This window comes from Asanoa siamensis, from assembly GCF_016862555.1.
Classification (GTDB): Bacteria; Actinomycetota; Actinomycetes; order Mycobacteriales; family Micromonosporaceae; genus Asanoa; species Asanoa siamensis.
The window spans coordinates 86021-105837 of the sequence record NZ_BONE01000020.1 but is presented as its reverse complement, the minus strand read 5'-3'; the positions used below and the strand labels follow the sequence as shown (position 1 = coordinate 105837).

Below are 19817 nucleotides of genomic sequence, written 5' to 3'. Positions count from 1 at the left end.
ATCTTGCCGGCCGCGGCCCCTGGTTTCAGCCGACGATCTCGGTAAGCAGGGCGGCGAACTCCTTCGGGTGAGAGAAGAACGGCGCGTGGTTGCCGGGGACGCGGTGGACCGCCGTCGTACGCGCGGCCATCTGGTCGGCCAGCAGGCCGGTGATCGAGATGTCGTTCTCCGGGACGACGTAGCTGCTCGGGATGGTCTTCCAGGCGACGGCGGTCGGTGTCTCGAAGTCGCCGCGGACCGTCTGCGGCACGAGCCGGGCGATCGCCGCCGCGGTCTCCGGGTTGTCGAGGTCGCCGTCGAAGAAGGCGGCCGGCAGGTTGATGTCGGGGTTCGCCGCCGGGCGGAGCCCGTCCAGCGTCGGCGGCTGGGGCACGCCGTGCAGGCCGAACATGCTCTCACCGAGATCGGGCACGTAGGCGGCCACGTAGACGAGGCGGACCACGTTCGCGGCGCCGGCGGCGGCTTCCGTGACCGGGACACCCGCGTACGAGTGGGCGACGACCACGACCGGCCCGTCGACGGCGTCGATCGCCCGCCGGACGACGACGGCGTCGGCGTGGACGCCGGGCAGCGGCTCCGGTGCGGTGGTGTCGCGGACCGCGCTGGGCAGGTCGACGGCCACGGTCGGCCAGCCGTCACCGGCCAGCTCCTGCTGGAGCTTCTCCCAGACCCAGGCGCCGTGGTGGCCGCCGTGCACGAGCAGGAGGGTCGGCTTGATCGCCATGCGTTGTTTCTCCCCGTTCGGTGCTTTCGGACGCTGCGTCCGACGCCCACCGTACCCAGGCCTGCCCGCAGGCGGTATGTCGTCTGGATCACGCCCTTACCATGGGCCGATGACGTCCGCCGACGAGCGCCGTGCCGCGATCGAGGCCGCGGTCGGGGCCGCGGTCGAGCGGCTGCTGCGCGCGGGGCGGAGCTTCACGGAGTTGACCACCCAGCAGATCGCGAACGAGGCCTCGGTCGCCCGGTCGACGCTCTACCTCCACTTCGGCGAGAAGAACGCGCTGCTGCTCGGCCTGGCGAGCGACCTGGCGCGGGGGGCGTACGCCATCGTCAGCGGCTGGCACCCCGGCGACCCGCGCGGGCTCGCCGGGCTGGCCGACACGCTCGTCGCGGTGATCGGCTACTACCGCGAGCGCGCCCACGTGCTGGGGGCGATCCTCGAGGTGTCCGGCTACGACCGCGCGGTGCGCGAGCACTGGGCGGCGCAACTGGACACGTTCGTCGACCTGTCGCAGGCGTGGCTGCTGGCGGCGCAACGGGCCGGCGACGCGGCGGCCGACCTGGACCGGCTGATCGCGAGCCAGATCATCATCTTCGGCGCCAACCAGGCGATCGCCCGGCACATCACCAGCGGCGACCCGGCCCGCGACGGTGCGGTGGCACGGGAGATCGCGGCGACCCAGTGGTACGGCGGCCTGCACCGCGCCGTGTCGGCTTAGGGGGTGTCTCGTGGATCAGGGCACCACCTGATCCACGAGACACCCCCTAAGCTGCACCGTATGGCCGAGACAGTGCTCGACGACGTGCTGGCCGAGTTGGCGGCGTTGGACGACCCGAAGGCGCGTGCGGTCAACGAGAAGCACGGCGACGACCACGGGGTGAACCTCAGCGCGCTGCGCGCGGTCGCGAAGCGCCTGAAGACGCAGCAGGACCTCGCGCGGGCGCTGTGGGCGACCGACGACTCCGCCGCGCGGCTGCTGGCGCTGCTCATCTGCCGCCCGAAGGCCTTCTCCCGCGCCGAGTTGGACACGATGTTGCGCGGTGCGCGTACGCCCAAGGTCCAGGACTGGCTCGTGAACTATGTGGTGAAGAAGAGCCCGCACGCGGAGGACCTACGGGTGTGGTGGTTCACCGACCCGGACCCGGCGGTCGCGAGCGCGGGGTGGGCGCTGACCACGGAACGGGTGGCGAAGCAGCCGTCCGGGCTCGACCTGCCGGCGCTCCTGGCCACGATCGAGGCGGAGATGAAGGACGCGCCGGAACGTCTCCAGTGGGCGATGAACCACTGCCTGGCGCAGATCGGCATCGAACACCCCGATCATCGCGTACGCGCGATCGCCATCGGCGAACGCCTCGAGGTCCTGAAGGACTACCCGACGTCCACGGGCTGCACGTCCCCCTACGCCCCGATCTGGATCACCGAGATGGTCCGCCGCGCCGGCTGAGGGTCTAGCGGGCGGTGTAGCGGTCGAGGAGGATCGGGAGTCCTGTGTGGACCCACCAGGGGCCGTGGACGGCGCCCGCGGACATGCCGTGGCCCGGGTCGTACTCCGGGAGGTGGACCTGCTCCCCGATGGGTTTGCCGGTGGTCTGCTCGATGGCGTCCGTGAGGAGCTTCCGGAGGGTGAACCAGTCCTCGGGCAGCGGGGTGTCGGCAAACTGGGCACGCAGGTCACGCCACAGGTAGGCGTCGCCGCGTAGGGAGAACTGGACAGGCTCGCGGTCGAACAGCGACCCGATCGTGTCCGCGCCGACGGGCGGTGGCTGTCGCAAGAGGAGCGTCGCCCGGATCTGCTTGTGGACGGCCTCGTCGCGCGCGACGAGCCGTACCTCCTCGACGTTGGTCTCGGCGGCGACGATGGTCTCGACCGCGGCGGCGATCGCGTCGGCGCGGGGCCAGCCGTAGATGCCGCCGCTGACCAACGGAAACGCGACCGTACGCGCACCGACCTCGTCGGCGACCTCCAGCGCGCGGCGGTAGCACGACACGAGCAGGGAGCGGTCGCGTTGCCCGGCGTTCCAGTTAGGACCGACGGTGTGGATGACCCACCGCGCGGGCAGATCGCCGGCGGTCGTCCAGCCGGCGTCACCGGTCGCGAGGCCGTCCGGGAACCGGGCGACACAGTCGCGCAGGATCGCGGGGCCACCGGCCCGATGGATCGCACCGTCGACCCCACCACCCCCACGCATGGCCCGGTTGGCGGCGTTGACGACGGCGTCGACGTCCGCGGCGGTGAGGTCACCGAGCACGGCGGAGATGACGGGCATGCCGCCAGTCTCGCACCTGGCCACCTGGGAGGCGCGTCAGCGCGTTGTATTGACAACCGGATGCGACCCGCCGTCGACTACAACGGCACACCGTCTCCGGCGAAGCGAGGAGCAACGCGATGCAACAGGTTCAGGGCGTGGTCGCACGCAAGAAGGGCGCGCCGGTCGAGATCGTCACGATCAACGTTCCCGACCCCGGCCCGGGTGAGGCCGTCGTCAAGGTGCGGTCGTGCGGGGTCTGCCACACCGATCTGCACTACCGGGAAGGTGGGATCAACGACGACTTCCCGTTCCTGCTCGGCCACGAGGCGGCCGGCATCGTCGAGGCGGTCGGCGCCGACGTCACGAGCGTGGCGCCCGGTGACTTCGTCGTGCTGAACTGGCGCGCGGTGTGCGGGCAGTGCCGGGCCTGCAAGCGCGGCGACCTGCACTACTGCTTCGCCACCCACAACGCCACGCAGAAGATGACGCTGGAGGACGGCACCGCGCTGTCACCGGCGCTCGGCATCGGCGCGCTCGCCGAGAAGACGCTCGTGGCCGCCGGGCAGTGCACCAAGGTCGACGTGCGGGCGCGGCCGGCGGCGGTCGGCCTGCTCGGCTGCGGTGTGATGGCGGGCATCGGCGCCGCGCTCAACACCGGCGGCATCACCCGGGGCCGCAGCATCGCCGTCATCGGCTGCGGCGGCGTCGGCGTGGCCGCGGTCGCGGGCGCCGCGCTGGCCGGCGCGAGCCCGATCATCGCCGTCGACATCGACGCCCGGAAGCTCGCCCAGGCCACCCGGCTCGGCGCCACGCACACGATCGACTCGTCGCAGGCCGACCCGGTGGCGGAGATCAAGCGGATCTGCGCCGAGACCTACGAGGGCGCCGACGGCGCGGACGTCGTCGTCGAGGCGGTGGGCCGGCCGGAGACGTGGCGCCAGGCGTTCTACGCGCGCGACCTCGCGGGCACGCTGGTCCTGGTCGGCGTGCCCACACCCGACATGAAGGTGCCCGACCTGCCGCTGATCGACGTGTTCGGCCGCGGCGGAGCGTTGAAATCGAGTTGGTACGGCGACTGCCTGCCGAGCCGCGACTTCCCGATGCTGGTCGACCTCTACCTGCAGGGCCGCCTGGACCTCGACGCGTTCGTGACGGAGGAGATCGCCCTGACCGACGTGGAGGCGGCCTTCGACACGATGCACCACGGCAACGCCCTCCGGTCGGTGGTCATCTTCTGAGCTGCTGCGCGCCGATGACCGAGAGGAGCTGGAGCTTCTCGTGGCTCTCGGTGCCGGGAACCGCGGTGTAGACGAGCAGGTAGTGCGCGTTGTCCGGGTCGAGCAGGCGCTGGCAGGTCAGTTCGAGCAGGCCGACCTCGGGATGGACGAAGCGCTTCGTCTCGTTGTCGAGGGCGACGCCGACCTCGTGGTCGTCCCACAGGGCGCGGAACTCGGCGCTGCGGTCGAGCAGGAGCCGCTGGAGGTGGGCGGCCCACGAGTCGGGCCCGCGCAGGGTGACGAGCTGGCGCAGCCCGGCGGCGAAGACGCGGGAGAGCCGGGTGTGGTCGTCCGGGTGGTACCCCGCCCGGACGGCCGGATCCGTGAACCAGCGGTAGCCGATGCTCCGCTCCGGGCCGGTGTACCGCGTCAGGTCGCCGGTCAGCGCGACCCCGGGCGGCGTCTGGCGCAGTGTCTCGCCGAGCTCGGTGACGATCTCGGCCGGCGTGTCGGTGAGCCGGTCGAAGATGCGCAGCAGCCCGGGGCTGATGTGCTCGCCGAGCGCGCCCCGGGTGGGTGGGTTGTGGCCGGCGAGACGGAAGAGGTGGTCCCGCTCGTCGAGCGACAGGTGCAGGCCCTGCGCGATCGAGGCGATCATCTGCGGTGACGGGTGCGGGCCGCGCTCCCGCTCCAGGCGGCTGTAGTAGTCGACGGAGAGGTGGCAGAGCGCGGCGACCTCTTCGCGCCGCAGGCCCGCGGTGCGGCGGCGCTGCCCGCGGGGAAGACCCACGTCCTCCGGCTGGAGCGCCTCGCGGCGGCGGCGGAGGAACTCGGCGAGCCCGACCCGATCGATCATGTCTTTCGTTCTACCACCGGCGCCGGACCGCAACATCGGACTGCCGATCCCCCCTTGGCGGATCCCCGAGCCTGTGATCGGCGGGCCGTGGTTGACCCCGTGAATCTCCCGCAGCCTGGAACCCACATCCAGACAACGAGGGGGAACAATGGCACGCACCCGACCGGACATCACCGTTCCGGACCTGTCCGGGAAGCTCGCCGTCGTCACCGGCGCGAGCGACGGCGTCGGGGTGGTCCTGGCGGGTCGCCTCGCGGCAGCCGGAGCCGCGGTCCTCATGCCCGTCCGTAACCGCCGCAAGGGCGAGGCGGCGATCGCGACGATCCGGCAGCGACACCCGTACGCCGATGTCTCCCTACGGGATCTCGACCTGTCGCGCCTGGACTCGGTGACCGCGCTCGGCGACCACCTGCGGCGCGAGGGCCGCCCGATCCACATCCTCGTCAACAACGCCGGCGTGATGACGCCGCCGCGACGACGGTCCACGGCGGACGGATTCGAGCTGCAGTTCGGCAGCAACCACCTGGGTCACGTCGCGCTCGTCGCCTGCCTGCTGCCGTTGCTGCGGGCGGGCCGGGCCCGGGTGACCTCGCAGATCAGCGTCGCGGCCAACCAGAACGCCATCAACTGGGACGACCCGCACTGGGAACGGTCCTACCATCCGGGTCGCGCGTACAGCCAGTCCAAGATCGCATTTGGCTTGTTCGGGCTCGAGCTCGACCGGCGCAGCCGGGCGGCGGGTTGGGGCATCACCAGCAACATCTCCCACCCCGGCGTCGCGCCGACCAACCTGCTGGCCGCGCGCCCGGAGCTGGGCCGGGCCAAGGACACGACGGGTGTACGCCTCATCCGCGCGCTGTCCCGGACCGGAATCCTGCTCGGCACGGTCGGGACGGCGGCGCAGCCGGCCCTGTTCGCGGCGACGTCGCCTACGGCACACGGCGGCCGGTTCTACGGTCCTAGGGGCCTCGCCCACCTCTCCGGCCCGCCCGCCGAACAGACCCTCTACACCCGCCTGCGCAGCACCGACGACGCCGCCAGGATCTGGCGCCTGTCCGAGGATCTCGTCGGGGCCGCGTTCCCGACCGTCCCGATGTCCACAACGGACCCGGTCACCCGCGACGGAGATGCCTGACGAGGCCCAGCACGAGCAGCCCGAGGACGACGAGGCCCGCGAGCGCCATGAGGCTGACCGAGATGAACGCCCGCCGCAGCAGCGGCGAGGGCGGGCAACCGGTCCCGGATCGCGGCGACGTCCCACACCTGGCTGCTTCTCACTCGAGTGAGTCGAATGCTTCGAGCTCGGCCACGCCCAGGCCGATTCGGCCCAGCACCTCGAGGGGTGTCTCGCCGCGGTGGGCGGCGGCGCGCTCGGCCAGTTGGCCGGCGATCGCGCCGAGGCCGACGATGACCTCGTCGGCCTCGACGGCGCAGGGCAGCGCGCCGTCGGAGTTGATGACGTCGACCGCGAACGTCGCCATCCGGCGCACCACGTCGGACCGGCCTTCGGCCGTCGCCAGGATCACCTCGGCGGCGACGCCGTCCTCGTCCTCGGCGACCAGCTTCGCGAGCAGGTGGACCAGGTCGAGCATGCCGCCCGCGACGAGGATCGCCTCGTCCGGGCTCATCCGCAGCAGGATCGACAGCGCCTCGCGGTCCTTGCGGAACCCGGCCGCGACGGCGGCGACCGCATGTCCCATGGCCTCGACAGGGTTCATTACCGGTGACCATACGCGCTGTCGGCGCGCGGCCGGGCGTGTCGGCCGACTACCGGTAATGTCGGATAAAGGGGGGTGTGGGTGGAGGCGCGCTGGCGGGCGATGACGGTCGCGCTGATCGCGGCGTTCATGACCCTGCTCGACATCAGCATCGTCAACGTCGCGTTGCCCTCCATCCAGGACGATCTCGGGCTGTCGTCCGGCGGGCTGCAGTGGGTGCTGTCCGGCTACGCGCTCGCCTTCGGGCTCGTGCTCGTACCGGCCGGGCGGTTCGGTGACGCGCACGGGCGGCGGCGGCTGTTCGTGCTCGGGCTCGGCGGCTTCACGCTGGCCAGCACGGCCGCCGGCCTCGCCGAGAACGAGCTCTGGCTGATCTGCGCCCGACTCGTCCAAGGCGCCTCGGCCGGCGTCGTCAACCCGCAGGTCAGCGGCCTCGTGCAGCAGTTGTTCACGCCGAAGGAGCGGGGCCGTCCGTTCGGCGCCCTCGGCGCGACCATCGGCGTGTCGACGGCCATCGGTCCGCTGCTCGGCGGCGCGATCATCGCGATCGCCGGTGCCGAGACGGGCTGGCGGTGGATCTTCTTCATCAACGTGCCGATCGGCATCGTGGCGATCGTGCTCGGGTCGCGGTGGATCCCGGGCCCGTCCGGCGAGCAACGGCCGCGCCAGGGGATCGACCCGCTCGGTGTCGTGCTGCTGGGCGCCGGTGTCGCGTTGGTGCTGCTGCCGCTCGTGCAGGAGCGGCAGTGGCACGGGCCGATCACCTGGATCCTGATCGCCGCCGGGCTCGCGATGCTCGGTCTGTTCGTCGCCTGGGAGGTGCGGCGGCGGGGCGCGGCGCCGCTCGTCGACATCGGTCTGTTCCGCCACCGGTCGTACGCGCTGGGGTCGCTCCTGGCCTTCGCGTATTTCGCCGGGTTCACCACCACCTTCTTCATCTTCACGCTCTTTCTGCAGAATGGGCTGCGCTACTCACCGCTGGAGGCCGGCCTGGCCGTGACACCGTTCGCGGTCGGCTCAGCCTCGGGTGCGCTGCTCGGCGGCCGGATCGTCAACCGGTACGGGCGGGTCCTGGTCGTCACCGGCCTGGGCATGGTCATCGGCGGGCTGCTCCTCGTCATCCTGGCGCTGGAGTTCGTGAGCGGGCGCGGCGCCGGCTTCGCCACCGCGCTGCCGCTGCTCTGCGCCGGCATCGGCAGCGGCCTGGTGATCAGCCCCAACCAGAACCTGACGCTGAGCGAGGTGCCGGTCGCCGAGGCGGGCAGCGCCGGCGGGGTGCTGCAGACCGGGCAGCGGATCGGGTCCGCCCTCGGCATCGCGGCGATCGGCGCGGTGTTCTTCAACCGCCTGGCCGCCACCGGCGGCGACTACGGCGAGGCGTTCCGGACCGGCCTGTACGTGACCATCGGCTTCATGGCGCTCGCGCTGGTCGCCGCGACCGCCGACGTGGTGGCCGGCCACCGTGCGGGCAGGCGGCCGTGAGACGGCCGTCACATCGGCCGCTGCCGGTCACAACGCCGGGGTCTACCCGGTCGAAGCGGGTAAGGCGGCAGCAGGCCGCCGCCCAAGCAGGAGGTTGACTGATGAAGATCGTGGTATTCGGCGGTACCGGGCTGATCGGCTCGCAGGTGGTGAGCCTGCTGGGGCAGGCGGGGCACGAGGCGGTCCCGCAGTCGCCGTCGACGGGCGTCAACACCGTGACCGGCGAGGGGCTGGCGGCCGCACTGGCCGGCGCCGACGTCGTCGTCGACGTGACGAACTCGCCCTCCTTCGCGCCCGACGACGTCATGGAGTTCTTCCAGAAGTCGACGGGCAACATCCTCGCCGCGGAGAAGGCGGCCGGCGTGGGACACCACGTCGCGCTGTCGGTGGTCGGTTCGGACCGCAGCCCGCAGAGCACCTACCTGCCGGCGAAGGTCGCGCAGGAGAAGCTGATCGCCGAGTCGGGCGTCCCGTACACGGTGGTCCGGGCGACGCAGTTCTTTGAGTTCCTCGGCGCCATCGCGGACTCGGCGGCCGTCGGCGACGAGGTGCACATCGCACCGGTCGCCTTCCAGCCGATCGCGTCGGCCGACGTCGCGCGGGCAGTCGCGGACGCGGCGGCCGCGGCACCGGTCAACGGCGCGGTGGAGACGGCAGGCCCGGACAGGCTGCGGTTCGACGAGGTGATCCGGGAGACGCTGGCGGCCAAGGGCGACACCCGCGCGGTGGTCGCCGACCCGGCGGCCACGTACTTCGGCCAGACGATGAACGACGAGACGATCGTCCCGATCGGCGACTACCGCCCGGGCGCGATCAGCCTCGCGCAGTGGCGCGCGGCCCAGTCCCGCTGACGTTGCCGTGACGCGGGCCGGGGAACCTCGGTCGCCACCCCGGGCCGCGTCAGCGCCGGTACGCTGCCGGCGTGAGCTGGGAGTTCATGATCCACGCACGCCGTCCACAGCACGACCGCGTGCGGCCGCTGCTCGACGACGGGCCCGCGCTGCCGCCTCCCGAGCCGTGGGCGGCGACGACCTCGCGGACGGCGTGCCGGTGATCCGCCCGGACGACGACCCGACCGCGTTGGCGGCGGCATGGCGGTGGCCATGAGGCGCCCGCCTAAGTCCTAAATGACCGGAATGCGCCTACCCTTGGGCGTGTGCTGGTGCTGGTGGTGGTTCACGGCTTGACGGCCGTCGCCGCCCCCGTGCTGGTGCGGTGGCTCGGGCGGCAGGCCCTCTACCTGTGTTCGCTCGCGCCGTTCGCCGCCCTCGGTTGGGGACTCGCGCAAACCGGGCGGGTCGACCAGGGCGGCGCCGTCACCGAGACCTACCGCTGGGTCGACCGGCTCGGGCTGCAGATCGACCTGCGGCTCGTCACCATCTCCTGGCTGATGGTGCTGCTGGTCGGCGGCGTCGGCGGGCTCGTGCTCGTCTACAGCGTCCGCTACTTCCCGGCCGGGCAGGACGGTCTCGGCCGCTACGCCGGCGTGTTCGTCGCGTTCGCCGGCGCCATGTTCGGCCTGGTCGTCTCCGACAACCTGCTCCTGTTGTACGTGTTCTGGGAGCTGACCACCGTCTTCTCCTACCTGCTGATCGCGCAGGACCCGACCCGCCGGTCGAGCCGTCGCTCCGCCATGCAGGCCCTGCTCGTCACCACGCTGGGCGGGCTGGCCATGCTCGGCGGCTTCGTGCTCCTCGGCGAGTCCGCCGGCACCTACCGCTGGTCGCAGATCGCCGAGCAGCCGCCGTCCGGCCCGCATCTCGCCGCCGCGCTCACGCTCGTCCTGCTCGGCGCGCTCAGCAAGTCGGCGATCTTCCCGTTCAGCTTCTGGCTGCCCGCCGCGATGGCCGCGCCCACGCCCGTCAGCGCGTACCTGCACGCCGCCGCGATGGTCAAGGCGGGCGTCTTCCTCGTCGCGCTGCTCGGGGCGACGGTCGGCGGTGACCAGCCCTGGCGGCCGCTGCTGCTGACGACGGGCCTGATCACGATGCTGCTCGGCGGGTGGGCGGCGCTGCGCCAGCACGATCTCAAACTGCTCCTCGCGTACGGCACGGTCAGCCAGTTGGGTTTCCTGGTCGCCGTGTTCGGCGGCGGCACCGCGAACAGCGCGCTGGCCGGCGCCGCGCTGCTGCTGGCGCACGCGCTGTTCAAGTCGACCCTCTTCCTGGTCGTCGGGATCATCGACGTCAGCACGGGTACGCGCGACCTGCGCGAACTGACCGGCCTGGCGCGGCGGACGCCGGTCCTCGCGGTGGTGGCCGGGCTGGCCGCGGCGTCGATGGCGGGGCTGCCGCCGTTCGCCGGGTTCGTCGGCAAGGAGGCGGCGTTCGCGGCGTTCCTGCACGGCACCGGCACCGCCGACCTCGTCGTGCTGACGGTCATCGCGATCGGGTCGACGCTGACCGTCGCCTACACCCTGCGGTTCCTTTCGGGTGCCTTCGCCGACAAGCCCGGCGTGCCCGAGGTCGCCCTGCGCGAGCCGGCCACGGACTGGCTGGTCGGGCCCGCCATCCTCGCGGTCGCCGGGCTGGGGGTGGGCGCGGCGGCGGCGCCGCTCGACACCGTGCTCACGCCCTACAGCGACACGTTCCCCGCCGTCGGCTCCGCGTACCACCTCGCGGTCTGGCACGGCTTCTCCGGGCCGCTCGGCCTCTCGGTCCTGGTGCTGCTGGCGGGGTACGCGCTCTACCGGGTCGGCGCACCGAGCGGGGCGCGGCTGCCGTTCGACGGTGCCGCCGCCTACCGGCGGGTGATGAGCGGCGTCGACCGGCTGGCCGTCGAACTGACCGGTGCGACCCAGCGCGGCTCGCTCCCGTCGTACCTCGGCGTGATCCTGCTCGTTCTCGTCGCCGGCCTGGGCGGCATCCTGATCGGCGCGGTGCCGTGGCCCGAGAACGCCCGAGCCTGGGACACCTCGCTGCAACCCGTGGTCGGGGCCGGCATCGTCGTCGCGGCCGTCACCGCGGTCCGGGCGCTGCGCCGGCTCACCGCGATGATCCTCGTCGGGGTCAGCGGGTACGGCGTGGCCGTGCTGTTCGTCCTGCACGGGGCGCCGGACCTCGCGCTGACGCAGTTCCTCGTAGAGACCGCGACCATCGCGATGATGGTGCTGGTGCTGCGGCGCCTGCCCGAGAAGTTCTCGGAACGGCCGATCCGCACGAGCCGGGTCGGCCGGATCGCGCTCGGCGTCGCGGTCGGCGTGGTCGCGGCCGCCATGACCTACGTCGCCGTCGGCGGGCGGGAAGCGGTGCCGCTCTCGGACGCCTTCCCGGGCGAGGCGGTCTCGTTCGGCGGCGGCAAGAACATCGTGAACGTGATCCTGGTCGACATCCGCGCCTGGGACACGATGGGCGAGATCTCGGTGCTGGTCGTCGCGGCCACCGGCGTCGCCAGCCTGATCTTCCGCCGCAGCGCGGCGCTGGCCCGCCGGCGCGGGGTGCCGGTGCCCGCGGACCAGCCGGTCACGCCGGGCTGGTTGAGCGCCGGCGCGGGCGGCCAGTCGGTCATCCTCGAGGTGGTCACCCGCCTCGTGTTCCACACGATCGTGCTGTTCTCGATCTTCCTGCTCTTCTCCGGCCACAACGCGCCCGGTGGTGGCTTCGCCGGCGGCCTGGTGGCGGGGCTCGCGCTGGCGATCCGGTACCTCGCCGGCGGACCCGACGAGTTGACCGCGGCCGCGCCCGTCGACGCGGGCTGGGTGCTCGGCGCCGGCCTGTTCGTCTCCGTCGGCACCGGCGTGCTGGCGATGTTCGCGGGGGCCCAGGTGCTGCAGAGCGCGGTCGTGGACGTCCACCTGCCGGTGCTCGGCGAGGTACACCTGGTCACCTCGATCTTCTTCGACATCGGGGTCTACCTGGTGGTCGTGGGCCTGATCCTGGACATCCTGCGCAGCCTCGGCGCGGAGATCGACCGGCAGGGGGTGCCGGCGCCGTGAGCCCGAACCTGACCTACGTGGTGGTCGTCGGCGTGCTGGTCGCCGCGGGGGTGACGCTGCTGCTCGAGCGCAGCCTGACCCGGGTGCTGATGGGCATCGTGCTGCTCGCCAACGGCGTCAACGTGTCGATCCTGGCGGGTGGCCGGTTCGGCGGCGCGCCGATCGTGGGCACCACACCGGACGGCGAGATGAGCGACCCGCTGCCGCAGGCGATGATCCTGACCGCCATCGTGATCACGCTGGGGATCACCGCGTTCCTGCTCGCGCTCGCGTACCGGAGTTGGCGCCTGGTCGGCAACGACGAGGTGCAGGACGACGTCGAGGACCGCCGGATCGTCACGCTCGCCGAGCAGGACGCCGGCCCGGGCGGAGACGAGGAGTCCGACGAGGACTCCGACGACGAGGGGACGACCGGGCCATGAGCGACCTCGTGCCGCTGCCCGTGGTGATCCCGCTGCTCGGGGCGGCGATCACGCTGATGCTGACGCGTTTCCCGCAGGCGCAGCGCGTGGTCAGCCTCACCGCCCTGTCCGCCGTGCTCGGCGTGGCCATCGCGCTCCTGGCCGTCGTCTCGGAGCGCGGGCCGCTGGTGGTCTCGGTCGGCGGCTGGCCGATCCCGCTCGGCATCGTGCTGGTCGCCGACCAGTTCGCGGCCCTGATGCTGGTCGTCTCGGCGGCCGTCACCCTGTGCGTGCTCGTCTACTCGATCGGCCAGGGCCTGGCCGACGGCAGCGAGGACACGCCGATCTCGATCTACCACCCGAGCTACCTGGTGCTGACCGCCGGCGTCACCACCGCGTTCCTCTCCGGCGACCTGTTCAACCTCTACGTCGGGTTCGAGATCCTGCTGGTCGCGAGCTACGTGCTGATCACCGTGGGTGCGACCGAGGATCGGGTCCGCGCCGGCACCACGTACGTCGTGGTCAGCCTGCTCTCGTCCTTGCTCTTCCTGACCGGCGTCGGGCTGGTCTACGCCGCGGCCGGCACGCTCAACATGGCCCAACTCGCCGGGCGCCTCGACGCGCTGCCGGACGGTCTGCGGCTGATGCTCAACTGCATGCTGCTGCTCGCGTTCGGCATCAAGGCGGCGGTGTTCCCGCTGTCGGCGTGGTTGCCGGACAGCTATCCGACCGCGCTCGCGCCGGTCACCGCGGTCTTCGCCGGCCTGCTGACCAAGGTCGGCATCTACGCGATCATCCGCGTCGAGACGCTGCTCTTCCCCGGCGGGCCGACCCCGGACCTGCTGCTCGTGCTCGCCCTGCTGACGATGCTGGTGGGCATCCTGGGCGCGATCGCGCAGTCCGACGTCAAGCGGATGCTGTCGTTCAACCTGGTGAGCCACATCGGCTATCTGCTCTTCGGGATCGGGCTGGCCACCGACCGCGGGCTCTCCGCGGCCATCTTCTACGCGGTCCACCACATCGCCATCCTGACGACCCTGTTCCTGGTCGTGGGGCTGGTCGAACGGTTCGCCGGCAGCACGTCCCTGGACCGGCTGGGCGGTCTGGCCCGGCTGTCGCCGCTGCTGGCGATCCTGTTCTTCGTGCCCGCCATGAACCTCGCCGGCATCCCGCCGTTCTCGGGTTTCCTCGGCAAGCTGGGCCTGATCCAGGCGGGCGTCGCCGACGGCGGGGCGCTGCCGCTGGCCCTGGTCGCCGGCGGGCTGGCCACCAGCCTGCTGACCCTGTACGCGCTGGCCCGGGTGTGGAACATGGCGTTCTGGCGCCCGCCGACGATCGCGCCGGAACCGGCCGGGGAGCCCCGGCTGCCGTGGCTGATGGTCGGCTCGACCGTGGCGCTGGTGGTCGCCGGCCTCGCGCTGACGGTGCTCGCGGGCCCGCTGTTCGACGTGACCGTCAACGCGGCCGACGACCTGCTGGACCGGGCACCCTACGTCGACGCGGTACGCGACGCGGGTGCGCGATGAACGACCCGCGCCCCGAGGCGGACGCCCGGACCCGCCGTACCAACCATGTCGTCGCCCTGCTCGGCATGGCCCTGGTCTGGATCCTGCTGTGGGGCACGTTCTCCTGGGCGAACCTGCTCGGCGGCCTGGCCGTGGCGGCCTTCATCCTGGTCGCGCTGCCGCTGCCCCCGGTCGTCTTCGGCGGCCGGCTCCGCCCGGTGGCGCTGGCGCGGTTCGTCGCCATCTTCGTCCGCGACCTCGTCGTGGCCAGCGTGCAGGTCACCTGGCTGGCCGTCCGGGTCGGACACACGCCGCACAGCGCGATCCTCGCGGTCCGGCTGCGGGTCGACACGGACCTCAACCTGACGCTCACCGCCGAGGCGCTGTCGCTCGTGCCCGGCAGCCTGATCGTCGAGGTCGACCGCGCGGCCGGCGTGCTCTACATCCACGTCCTGGACATCCACGACCGGGCGGAGGCCGAGCGGTTCCGGCTTGACGTGCTCGCGCTGGAGGCCCGGATCGTCGCCGCGGTCGGCTCACCGGCCGAGGTCGCCCGCATCCGTACCGAGAGGTCAGGACCATGACCGCAGTCAGCATCACCGTGACCGTCATCCTCGCGACCGCCGCGCTGCTGGCCGTCGTACGCGCCGTCCGTGGACCGTCCATCCTCGACCGCGTCGTCGCGACGGACGTGCTGCTCGCGGTGATCGTCGCCGCGGTCGCGACGGAGGCGGCCTACAGCCGCGACAACACGGCGCTGCCGGTGCTGGTCGTGCTCTCGGTGCTGGGCTTCGTGAGCTCGGTCAGCGTGGCCCGGTTCGCGGTCCGCTCCCGCTCCCGCCGGGACGACGGCTCATGAGCGCGATCGACGCGGCCGCCTCGGTCTTCCTGATCGCGGGGGCGACCTTCAGCCTGGCGGCGGGGATCGCCCTGACCCGCTTCCCGGACGTCCTGTCCCGCATGCACGCGGCGACGAAGCCGCAGGTGCTGGGCATGCTGTTGGTGCTGCTGGGGTGCGCGCTGCGGTTCCGCAGCACGGTCGACATCACGACGCTGGTGCTGATCGGCATCTTCCAGCTCACCACGGCGCCCGTCGCCGCTCATATGGTGGGGCGCGCGGCGTACCGGTCGGGGGTGTATCGCGCGGACCTGCTGGTCGCCGACGAGCTGGCGGACCGGCGCGCGGACCGCTGAGGTGATGCACGCGCGATCATCGCAACCGACAGTCGCTATGCCCTCCCTGTCTCATCGCGCCGGCGGGTGCGGTAGGCGGCGACCATCAGGTCCGTCAGTTCCGTTACCGACGTCTCGCTCGCGGGGCGGTCGAAGGTGATCGTGCCCTGTTGCAGGATGTTGATGCGGTCGCAGACCTGGAGTGCCTGCGCGTAGTTGTGGGCGATGATGACGATGGCGACGTCGCCGCGGGCCTTCAGGTCCGCCACCAGGTCCAGGATGATCGTCGCCTCCTTCGCGCCCATCGCCGCCAGTGGCTCGTCCAGCAGCAGGATGCGGGCGTCCGAGTAGACCGACCGCGCCACCGCGATCGCCTGGCGTTGGCCGCCCGAGAGCTTGGCCGCCTCGATCGTCACGTCCGGGATGTCCACGCCCATCGCGTGTAGGTGGGACTCCGCCAGGCGGCGCATCAGGCGGTTGTTGAGCAGCGGGCCCATCCGGTGCTCCCGGTTCAGGAACATGTTGTGGTAGACGCTCAGCTCGTTAACCAGCGCCAGGTCCTGATAGACGGTGTCGATCCCGAGCGAGCGCGCGTGGTCCACCCCGCGCAGGCTGACCGGCTCGCCGTCGACCAGAATCTGGCCGCTGTCCAGGCGGTGGAAGCCGCAGATCACCTTGACCAGCGTGGACTTGCCCGCGCCGTTGTCGCCGAGCAGGCCGAGCACCTCCCCGCGGGAGACGTGCAGGTTCACGTCGCGCAGGGCGGTCAGCGCGCCGAAGCGCTTGGCCACACCGGAGACCTCCAGAGCGAAGGCGGCCATCTCAGCTCCGTCCCGTGCGGCGCAGGCGTGACAGGTACTGGTTGGCGATCATCGAGACCAGGATCGCGATGCCCTGGATGAGGAAGAACGGGTTCGCGCTCACGCCGATCAGGTTGAAGCCGTTCTGCAGCATCGCGAGCACGAACATTCCGAGCAGCGCGCCGATCACCGTGCCGGAGCCGCCCGCCAGCGCCGTGCCGCCGATCACGGCGGCCGCGATCGCCGTGAACGTGATGCGGGTGCCGCCGCCGATGTTCGGGTCGATCGAGTTGATCCGGAACGCCTCCATCAGGCCGGCGAACGCCCCGAACACGCTGACGAGCATGAAGTTGCCGACCTTCACCCGCGACACCCGGATGCCCGCCTCGGTCGCGCCGAGCGGGTTGCCGCCGGCCGAGATCGTGTGCAGACCCCATCGGGTACGGGTCAGCACGACGTGGAAGACGGCGACGACGAGCAGGCACCAGCACAGCGACGCCCAGTCACCCGCGCCCAGCCAGGTCTGCAGGTCGCCCTTCACCGGCTCCGGCACCGCGACCGGATAAGCCCTGGAGGTGGTCAACAGCACCCCGTACAGCAGATAGAACATGCCGAGCGTGGTGACGAACGACGGCACCTTCAGCCGCGTCGTGATCAGCCCGTTGACCAGCCCGACGGCGGCCGCGATCAGCAGCGCCAGCAGGATCGCCGGTACGGCCGGCACGCCGTAGAAGTCGATCGCGTAGTGCATCAGGTACGGCGCGAGCGCCGCCACCATCCCGACCGAGACGTCGATCTCGCCACTGACCAGCAGGAACACGATGCCGACGGCGACGATCGCGGTCGGCGCGGTGGCCTGGGCGATGTTGCGCAGGTTGTCGGACGTCAGGAAGAGCGGCGAGGCCGCCTGGAAGTAGACCACTAGGCCGATCGCGACGACGAGCACGCTCGCCTCGCGCCGGCGGACGAACGCGGCCCAGGCCCGGCGGGCCAGCGCGGCCCCGCCGGGCTTCGGGACTGTCCCGGCGACGCTCATCCGTGCGCGATCGGGCCGGAGCGTTCCACCAGATTCACCGCGGTGGTCGAACCCTCGTACCGCGTCTGGGTGGTCTGATAGGGGTCCACATTGTCCTTGGTGACGAAGAGGAGCCCCGTGTTCGTCTGAGTCGGGAAGATCAGGCCGCCGGTCAATTTGAAGAGATAGAGCGCCAGCACGGGCAGGAAGCCCTGCAGATAGGGCTGTTGGTCGATCGTGTAGTCGAGATCGCCGCTCTTCACCGACGCCAGCGTCTCCGGCACGAGGTCGAAGCCGCCCGCCACTTTGAGCCCGCGCTCGCGCAGCTTGTACTTCGCCACGGTCTGGCCCACGCTCTGCGTCGACCCGGCGTCCACCGCGAGCAACCCGGCCAGGTTCGGATGACCCTGCACGTAGGCGTCGATGATGGACAGTCCCTGCGTCACGTCGGCGTTCGTGGCGATCGGCGTGAACGTCACGGGCTTTCCGGAGTCCTTGAACGCCTGTTGCGCGCCGTCGATCCGCGGCTGGATGTTCAGCTGGCCGGGCGTCGCGATGAAACCGGCCACCTCGCCGGAGTCGAGCTGCGTCAAGGCCCGCTGCCCTAACGAGTAGCCGGACTCGTAGAGCCCCTGTCCGATGTAGGCGAGCCGGTCGGTGCCGGGGTCGTCGGACGCCCCGTCGGCGTTGAACGAGACCACCGGGATCCCCGCGTCCAGCGCCTGGGAGACCGGTGCGCGGAAGGCCGCCTTGTCGACGACCGCGACCGCCAGCCCGTCTGCCTTCCCACTGATCGCCGTGTTGGTGGCGTCGACCATCTCGGCCACGACCGAGTTCACCGAGCCGGTCCACTGGTACTGGACGCCCAGCAGCTTGCAGGCATCCTCCGCGCCGTACTGCGTCGGGGTGAAGAACGGGTTGGTCGTCACATGGCAGACGAACACGAACTTCCACGCCGGCGTGCGCGGGAAGTTGCCGATCGCGCCCTGGGCGACGGCGGCGTCGTCGGAGCAGCCGGCGATCAGCGCCGAGGCGGCGAGCGCCGTGCTGAACAGCCCCGTGCCGCGCAGCAGGCGGCGGCGGGTGAGCGCGTTGAGCGGGAGCGTCTCGACGGCCTGTTCGACGGTCGGATGGAGATCACGCATCGCGGGTTCCTTAAGGGACGAAAACGCGCAGGGAAATGGGTGAGGTGCGCGGTCGTCCGCCGCTGTGTGCCACGAGGTTAGGGCCGCTTCCCGGTCGCGTCAACGGTCGGGGGCATCGAACATCTCAATATGAAAACGAATGAGTGCAATCGTATGCGGTGGCGGGTAACGTGCCGGCTGACCGGATGCCTGACAGGTGGTCGTCCGCATCGTCCAGGCCATCCGGGACCCCCTCGGCAAGGAGGAGGCGTGCGATGGTGACCCGATTCCGGCGGCCCGCCGTGGCCGTCGTGACAACACTCGCGCTCGTCGGGCTCGCGGCCTGCGGCTCCGACGACGAACAGCCCGATGCCAACCAGGCCGTCCAACCCGCCACGACGTCGTGCGCGAGCAGCGGCGAACTGTCCATGTGGGAGCGTTCGGGCGGCAACAAGCAGATGGTCGACCTGCTGGTCGAGGCGTGGAACACGAAGAACCCCGACTGCCGGATCAACCTCACCTACATCCCCCACACCGAGATGGTCGGCAAGATCGCGCAGGGCATCGCCTCCGGCGAGGTGCCTGACCTGATGGGAATGGACCTCATCTACGCGCCGCAGTTCGAGAAGGCGCAGCAGCTCGTCGACCTGACCGACCGGATCAGGAGCTGGCCGGAGATCGCGACGGCGAGCAAGGGCCACATGACGGTGGCGACCTACGAGGAGCGGCTGTACGGCGTGCCGCTCTACGCGGACGTCTCCGCGCTGTTCTACAACAAGGACCTGTTCCAGCGGGCCGGTCTCGATCCGGAGAAACCGCCGACGAGCCTCGCCGAGCTCCGGGACTATGCCGACAAGATCACCGCGATCGGCGGCGACGTCAAGGGCTACTACCTGCCCGGCAACTGCGCCGGCTGCAACATCTTCACCGTCGGGCCGCTGATGTGGGCCTCCGGCGCGAAGATCGAGGCGGTCGACGCCGGCGACGAGCCGCTCACCGGTGACGGCGTCAAGCAGGTGCTGCAGTTCGGGCGCGACATGGTCAAGGCCGGCAACGTGCACGACGGCGACCGGGCCGAGAACGGCGAGACGTTCCACCTCCAGTTCGGCACGGGCAAGGTCGGCATGATGGGCACGGGCAACTTCAACATCACGCTGGCCCGCCAGCAGAACCCCGGCATGAAGTTCGGCATCGGCCTGCTGCCGGGCGCCTCGCCGGGCTCGTCGGCCTCGTTCATCGGCGGCGACCTCGTCGTGGTGCCGCGGGGCAGCGAGCGGGTGGCCGACGCGGTCAACTTCATGAAGTTCCTGCTCTCCGACGAGGTGCAGGTCGAGGTCTACGCCAAGGCCCTCAACCTGACCACGCGTACGGACATGGTGGCCAACAAGTACTTCGAGGCGGAGCCGCTCGTGCAGGACGTGGCCAAGGCGCTCGACGTCGGTCGTACGCCGTACACGTTGACGTTCTTCGAGCAGATCAACTCGCCGCAGGGGCCGTGGCTGCAGATGCTGCAGAAGGCCTACTACACCGACGAGGACCTCGACAAGGTGATCGCCGACGCCAAGACTGCGATGAAGACCGTCGCCAGTGCGGGCTGAGCGTGCGGCGGACACGGAGGA

The 19817-nt window shown here is 71.2% G+C and carries 21 protein-coding genes; 14 read left to right on the top strand and 7 right to left on the bottom strand.

Features of this window, described 5'->3' with window-relative positions; translation table 11 throughout:
- Positions 1–25: 25 nt before the first annotated feature.
- Positions 26–724 (bottom strand): alpha/beta fold hydrolase, encoded by a 699-nt coding sequence (locus Asi02nite_RS14710; protein WP_203713333.1) that lies wholly within the window; start codon positions 722–724, stop codon positions 26–28.
- 109 nt (positions 725–833) lie between these two features.
- On the opposite strand from Asi02nite_RS14710, the gene Asi02nite_RS14705 reads away from it, so the two are divergent.
- Together Asi02nite_RS14705 and Asi02nite_RS14700 are read left to right on the top strand one after the other, a co-directional pair.
- Complete coding sequence (locus Asi02nite_RS14705; protein ID WP_203713332.1) at positions 834–1442, top strand: TetR/AcrR family transcriptional regulator; 609 nt, start codon at positions 834–836, stop codon at positions 1440–1442.
- Between the two features lie 60 nt (positions 1443–1502).
- Entirely contained in the window at positions 1503–2168 is a 666-nt protein-coding gene (locus Asi02nite_RS14700; RefSeq protein WP_203713331.1) for a DNA alkylation repair protein, read from the top strand.
- A gap of 4 nt (positions 2169–2172) precedes the next feature.
- On the opposite strand, the gene Asi02nite_RS42565 is transcribed toward Asi02nite_RS14700, so the two are convergent.
- Complete coding sequence (locus tag Asi02nite_RS42565; protein WP_203713330.1) at positions 2173–2991, bottom strand: O-acetyl-ADP-ribose deacetylase; 819 nt, start codon at positions 2989–2991, stop codon at positions 2173–2175.
- Between the two features lie 119 nt (positions 2992–3110).
- On the opposite strand from Asi02nite_RS42565, the gene Asi02nite_RS14690 reads away from it, so the two are divergent.
- Positions 3111–4211 (top strand): S-(hydroxymethyl)mycothiol dehydrogenase, encoded by a 1101-nt coding sequence (locus tag Asi02nite_RS14690; protein WP_203713328.1) that lies wholly within the window; start codon positions 3111–3113, stop codon positions 4209–4211.
- Here Asi02nite_RS14690 and Asi02nite_RS14685 read toward each other — a convergent pair.
- Positions 4201–5046, bottom strand: coding sequence for a helix-turn-helix transcriptional regulator (locus tag Asi02nite_RS14685; protein WP_203713326.1), 846 nt, complete (start codon positions 5044–5046; stop codon positions 4201–4203). The two genes, Asi02nite_RS14690 and Asi02nite_RS14685, sit on opposite strands and share 11 nt — an antisense overlap.
- 148 nt (positions 5047–5194) lie before the next feature.
- Here Asi02nite_RS14685 and Asi02nite_RS14680 point away from each other — a divergent pair, with 148 nt between their 5' ends.
- Positions 5195–6181, top strand: a complete 987-nt coding sequence (locus Asi02nite_RS14680) for an SDR family oxidoreductase (protein WP_203713324.1) — start codon at positions 5195–5197, stop codon at positions 6179–6181.
- A 139-nt stretch (positions 6182–6320) separates the two neighbouring features.
- Here the strand turns inward: Asi02nite_RS14680 and Asi02nite_RS14675 are convergent, their stop codons facing one another.
- Entirely contained in the window at positions 6321–6764 is a 444-nt protein-coding gene (locus Asi02nite_RS14675; protein WP_203713322.1) for a hypothetical protein, read from the bottom strand.
- Between the two features lie 102 nt (positions 6765–6866).
- Here Asi02nite_RS14675 and Asi02nite_RS14670 point away from each other — a divergent pair, with 102 nt between their 5' ends.
- The 9 genes from Asi02nite_RS14670 to mnhG all read left to right on the top strand — a co-directional run bounded on the left by Asi02nite_RS14670 (position 6867) and on the right by mnhG (position 15280).
- Positions 6867–8246: an MFS transporter gene (locus tag Asi02nite_RS14670; protein ID WP_203713359.1), complete on the top strand. Its 1380-nt coding sequence runs from the start codon at positions 6867–6869 to the stop codon at positions 8244–8246.
- A 101-nt stretch (positions 8247–8347) separates the two neighbouring features.
- The gene (locus Asi02nite_RS14665) at positions 8348–9097 is read left to right on the top strand and encodes an SDR family oxidoreductase (protein WP_203713321.1); all 750 of its coding nucleotides are present in this window, start codon (positions 8348–8350) and stop codon (positions 9095–9097) included.
- 71 nt (positions 9098–9168) lie between these two features.
- Positions 9169–9300, top strand: a complete 132-nt coding sequence (locus tag Asi02nite_RS42315; RefSeq protein WP_275410331.1) for a hypothetical protein — start codon at positions 9169–9171, stop codon at positions 9298–9300.
- A gap of 102 nt (positions 9301–9402) precedes the next feature.
- Positions 9403–12180: a Na+/H+ antiporter subunit A gene (locus Asi02nite_RS14660; protein ID WP_203713320.1), complete on the top strand. Its 2778-nt coding sequence runs from the start codon at positions 9403–9405 to the stop codon at positions 12178–12180.
- Positions 12177–12602 carry a Na(+)/H(+) antiporter subunit C gene (locus Asi02nite_RS14655; RefSeq protein ID WP_203713319.1) on the top strand — a complete coding sequence of 142 codons (426 nt, stop codon included), beginning with the start codon at positions 12177–12179 and terminating at the stop codon, positions 12600–12602. The genes Asi02nite_RS14660 and Asi02nite_RS14655 overlap by 4 nt, the downstream gene beginning before the upstream one ends.
- On the top strand, positions 12599–14107 hold the full coding sequence (locus tag Asi02nite_RS14650; RefSeq protein ID WP_203713318.1) for a Na+/H+ antiporter subunit D: 1509 nt from the start codon (positions 12599–12601) through the stop codon (positions 14105–14107). The genes Asi02nite_RS14655 and Asi02nite_RS14650 overlap by 4 nt, the downstream gene beginning before the upstream one ends.
- Complete coding sequence (locus Asi02nite_RS14645) at positions 14104–14670, top strand: Na+/H+ antiporter subunit E (RefSeq protein WP_203713317.1); 567 nt, start codon at positions 14104–14106, stop codon at positions 14668–14670. The genes Asi02nite_RS14650 and Asi02nite_RS14645 overlap by 4 nt, the downstream gene beginning before the upstream one ends.
- Positions 14667–14945 (top strand): MrpF/PhaF family protein, encoded by a 279-nt coding sequence (locus Asi02nite_RS14640; protein ID WP_203713316.1) that lies wholly within the window; start codon positions 14667–14669, stop codon positions 14943–14945. The genes Asi02nite_RS14645 and Asi02nite_RS14640 overlap by 4 nt, the downstream gene beginning before the upstream one ends.
- Entirely contained in the window at positions 14942–15280 is a 339-nt protein-coding gene (mnhG, locus tag Asi02nite_RS14635; protein ID WP_203713314.1) for a monovalent cation/H(+) antiporter subunit G, read from the top strand. Before Asi02nite_RS14640 ends, mnhG begins: the two co-directional genes overlap by 4 nt.
- Positions 15281–15315: 35 nt before the next feature.
- Here mnhG and Asi02nite_RS14630 read toward each other — a convergent pair whose 3' ends face one another.
- Genes Asi02nite_RS14630 through Asi02nite_RS14620 form a run of 3 tightly spaced genes read right to left on the bottom strand, consistent with a single transcriptional unit; the run spans position 15316 to position 18219 of the window.
- Positions 15316–16080, bottom strand: coding sequence for an ATP-binding cassette domain-containing protein (locus Asi02nite_RS14630; protein WP_203713313.1), 765 nt, complete (start codon positions 16078–16080; stop codon positions 15316–15318).
- 1 nt (position 16081) lies between these two features.
- Complete coding sequence (locus Asi02nite_RS14625; RefSeq protein ID WP_203713312.1) at positions 16082–17095, bottom strand: ABC transporter permease; 1014 nt, start codon at positions 17093–17095, stop codon at positions 16082–16084.
- Positions 17092–18219 carry a sugar ABC transporter substrate-binding protein gene (locus Asi02nite_RS14620; RefSeq protein WP_203713311.1) on the bottom strand — a complete coding sequence of 376 codons (1128 nt, stop codon included), beginning with the start codon at positions 18217–18219 and terminating at the stop codon, positions 17092–17094. Before Asi02nite_RS14620 ends, Asi02nite_RS14625 begins: the two co-directional genes overlap by 4 nt.
- A 254-nt stretch (positions 18220–18473) precedes the next feature.
- On the opposite strand from Asi02nite_RS14620, the gene Asi02nite_RS14615 reads away from it, so the two are divergent.
- Positions 18474–19796, top strand: coding sequence for an ABC transporter substrate-binding protein (locus Asi02nite_RS14615; RefSeq protein ID WP_239126721.1), 1323 nt, complete (start codon positions 18474–18476; stop codon positions 19794–19796).
- Positions 19797–19817: the final 21 nt, after the last annotated feature.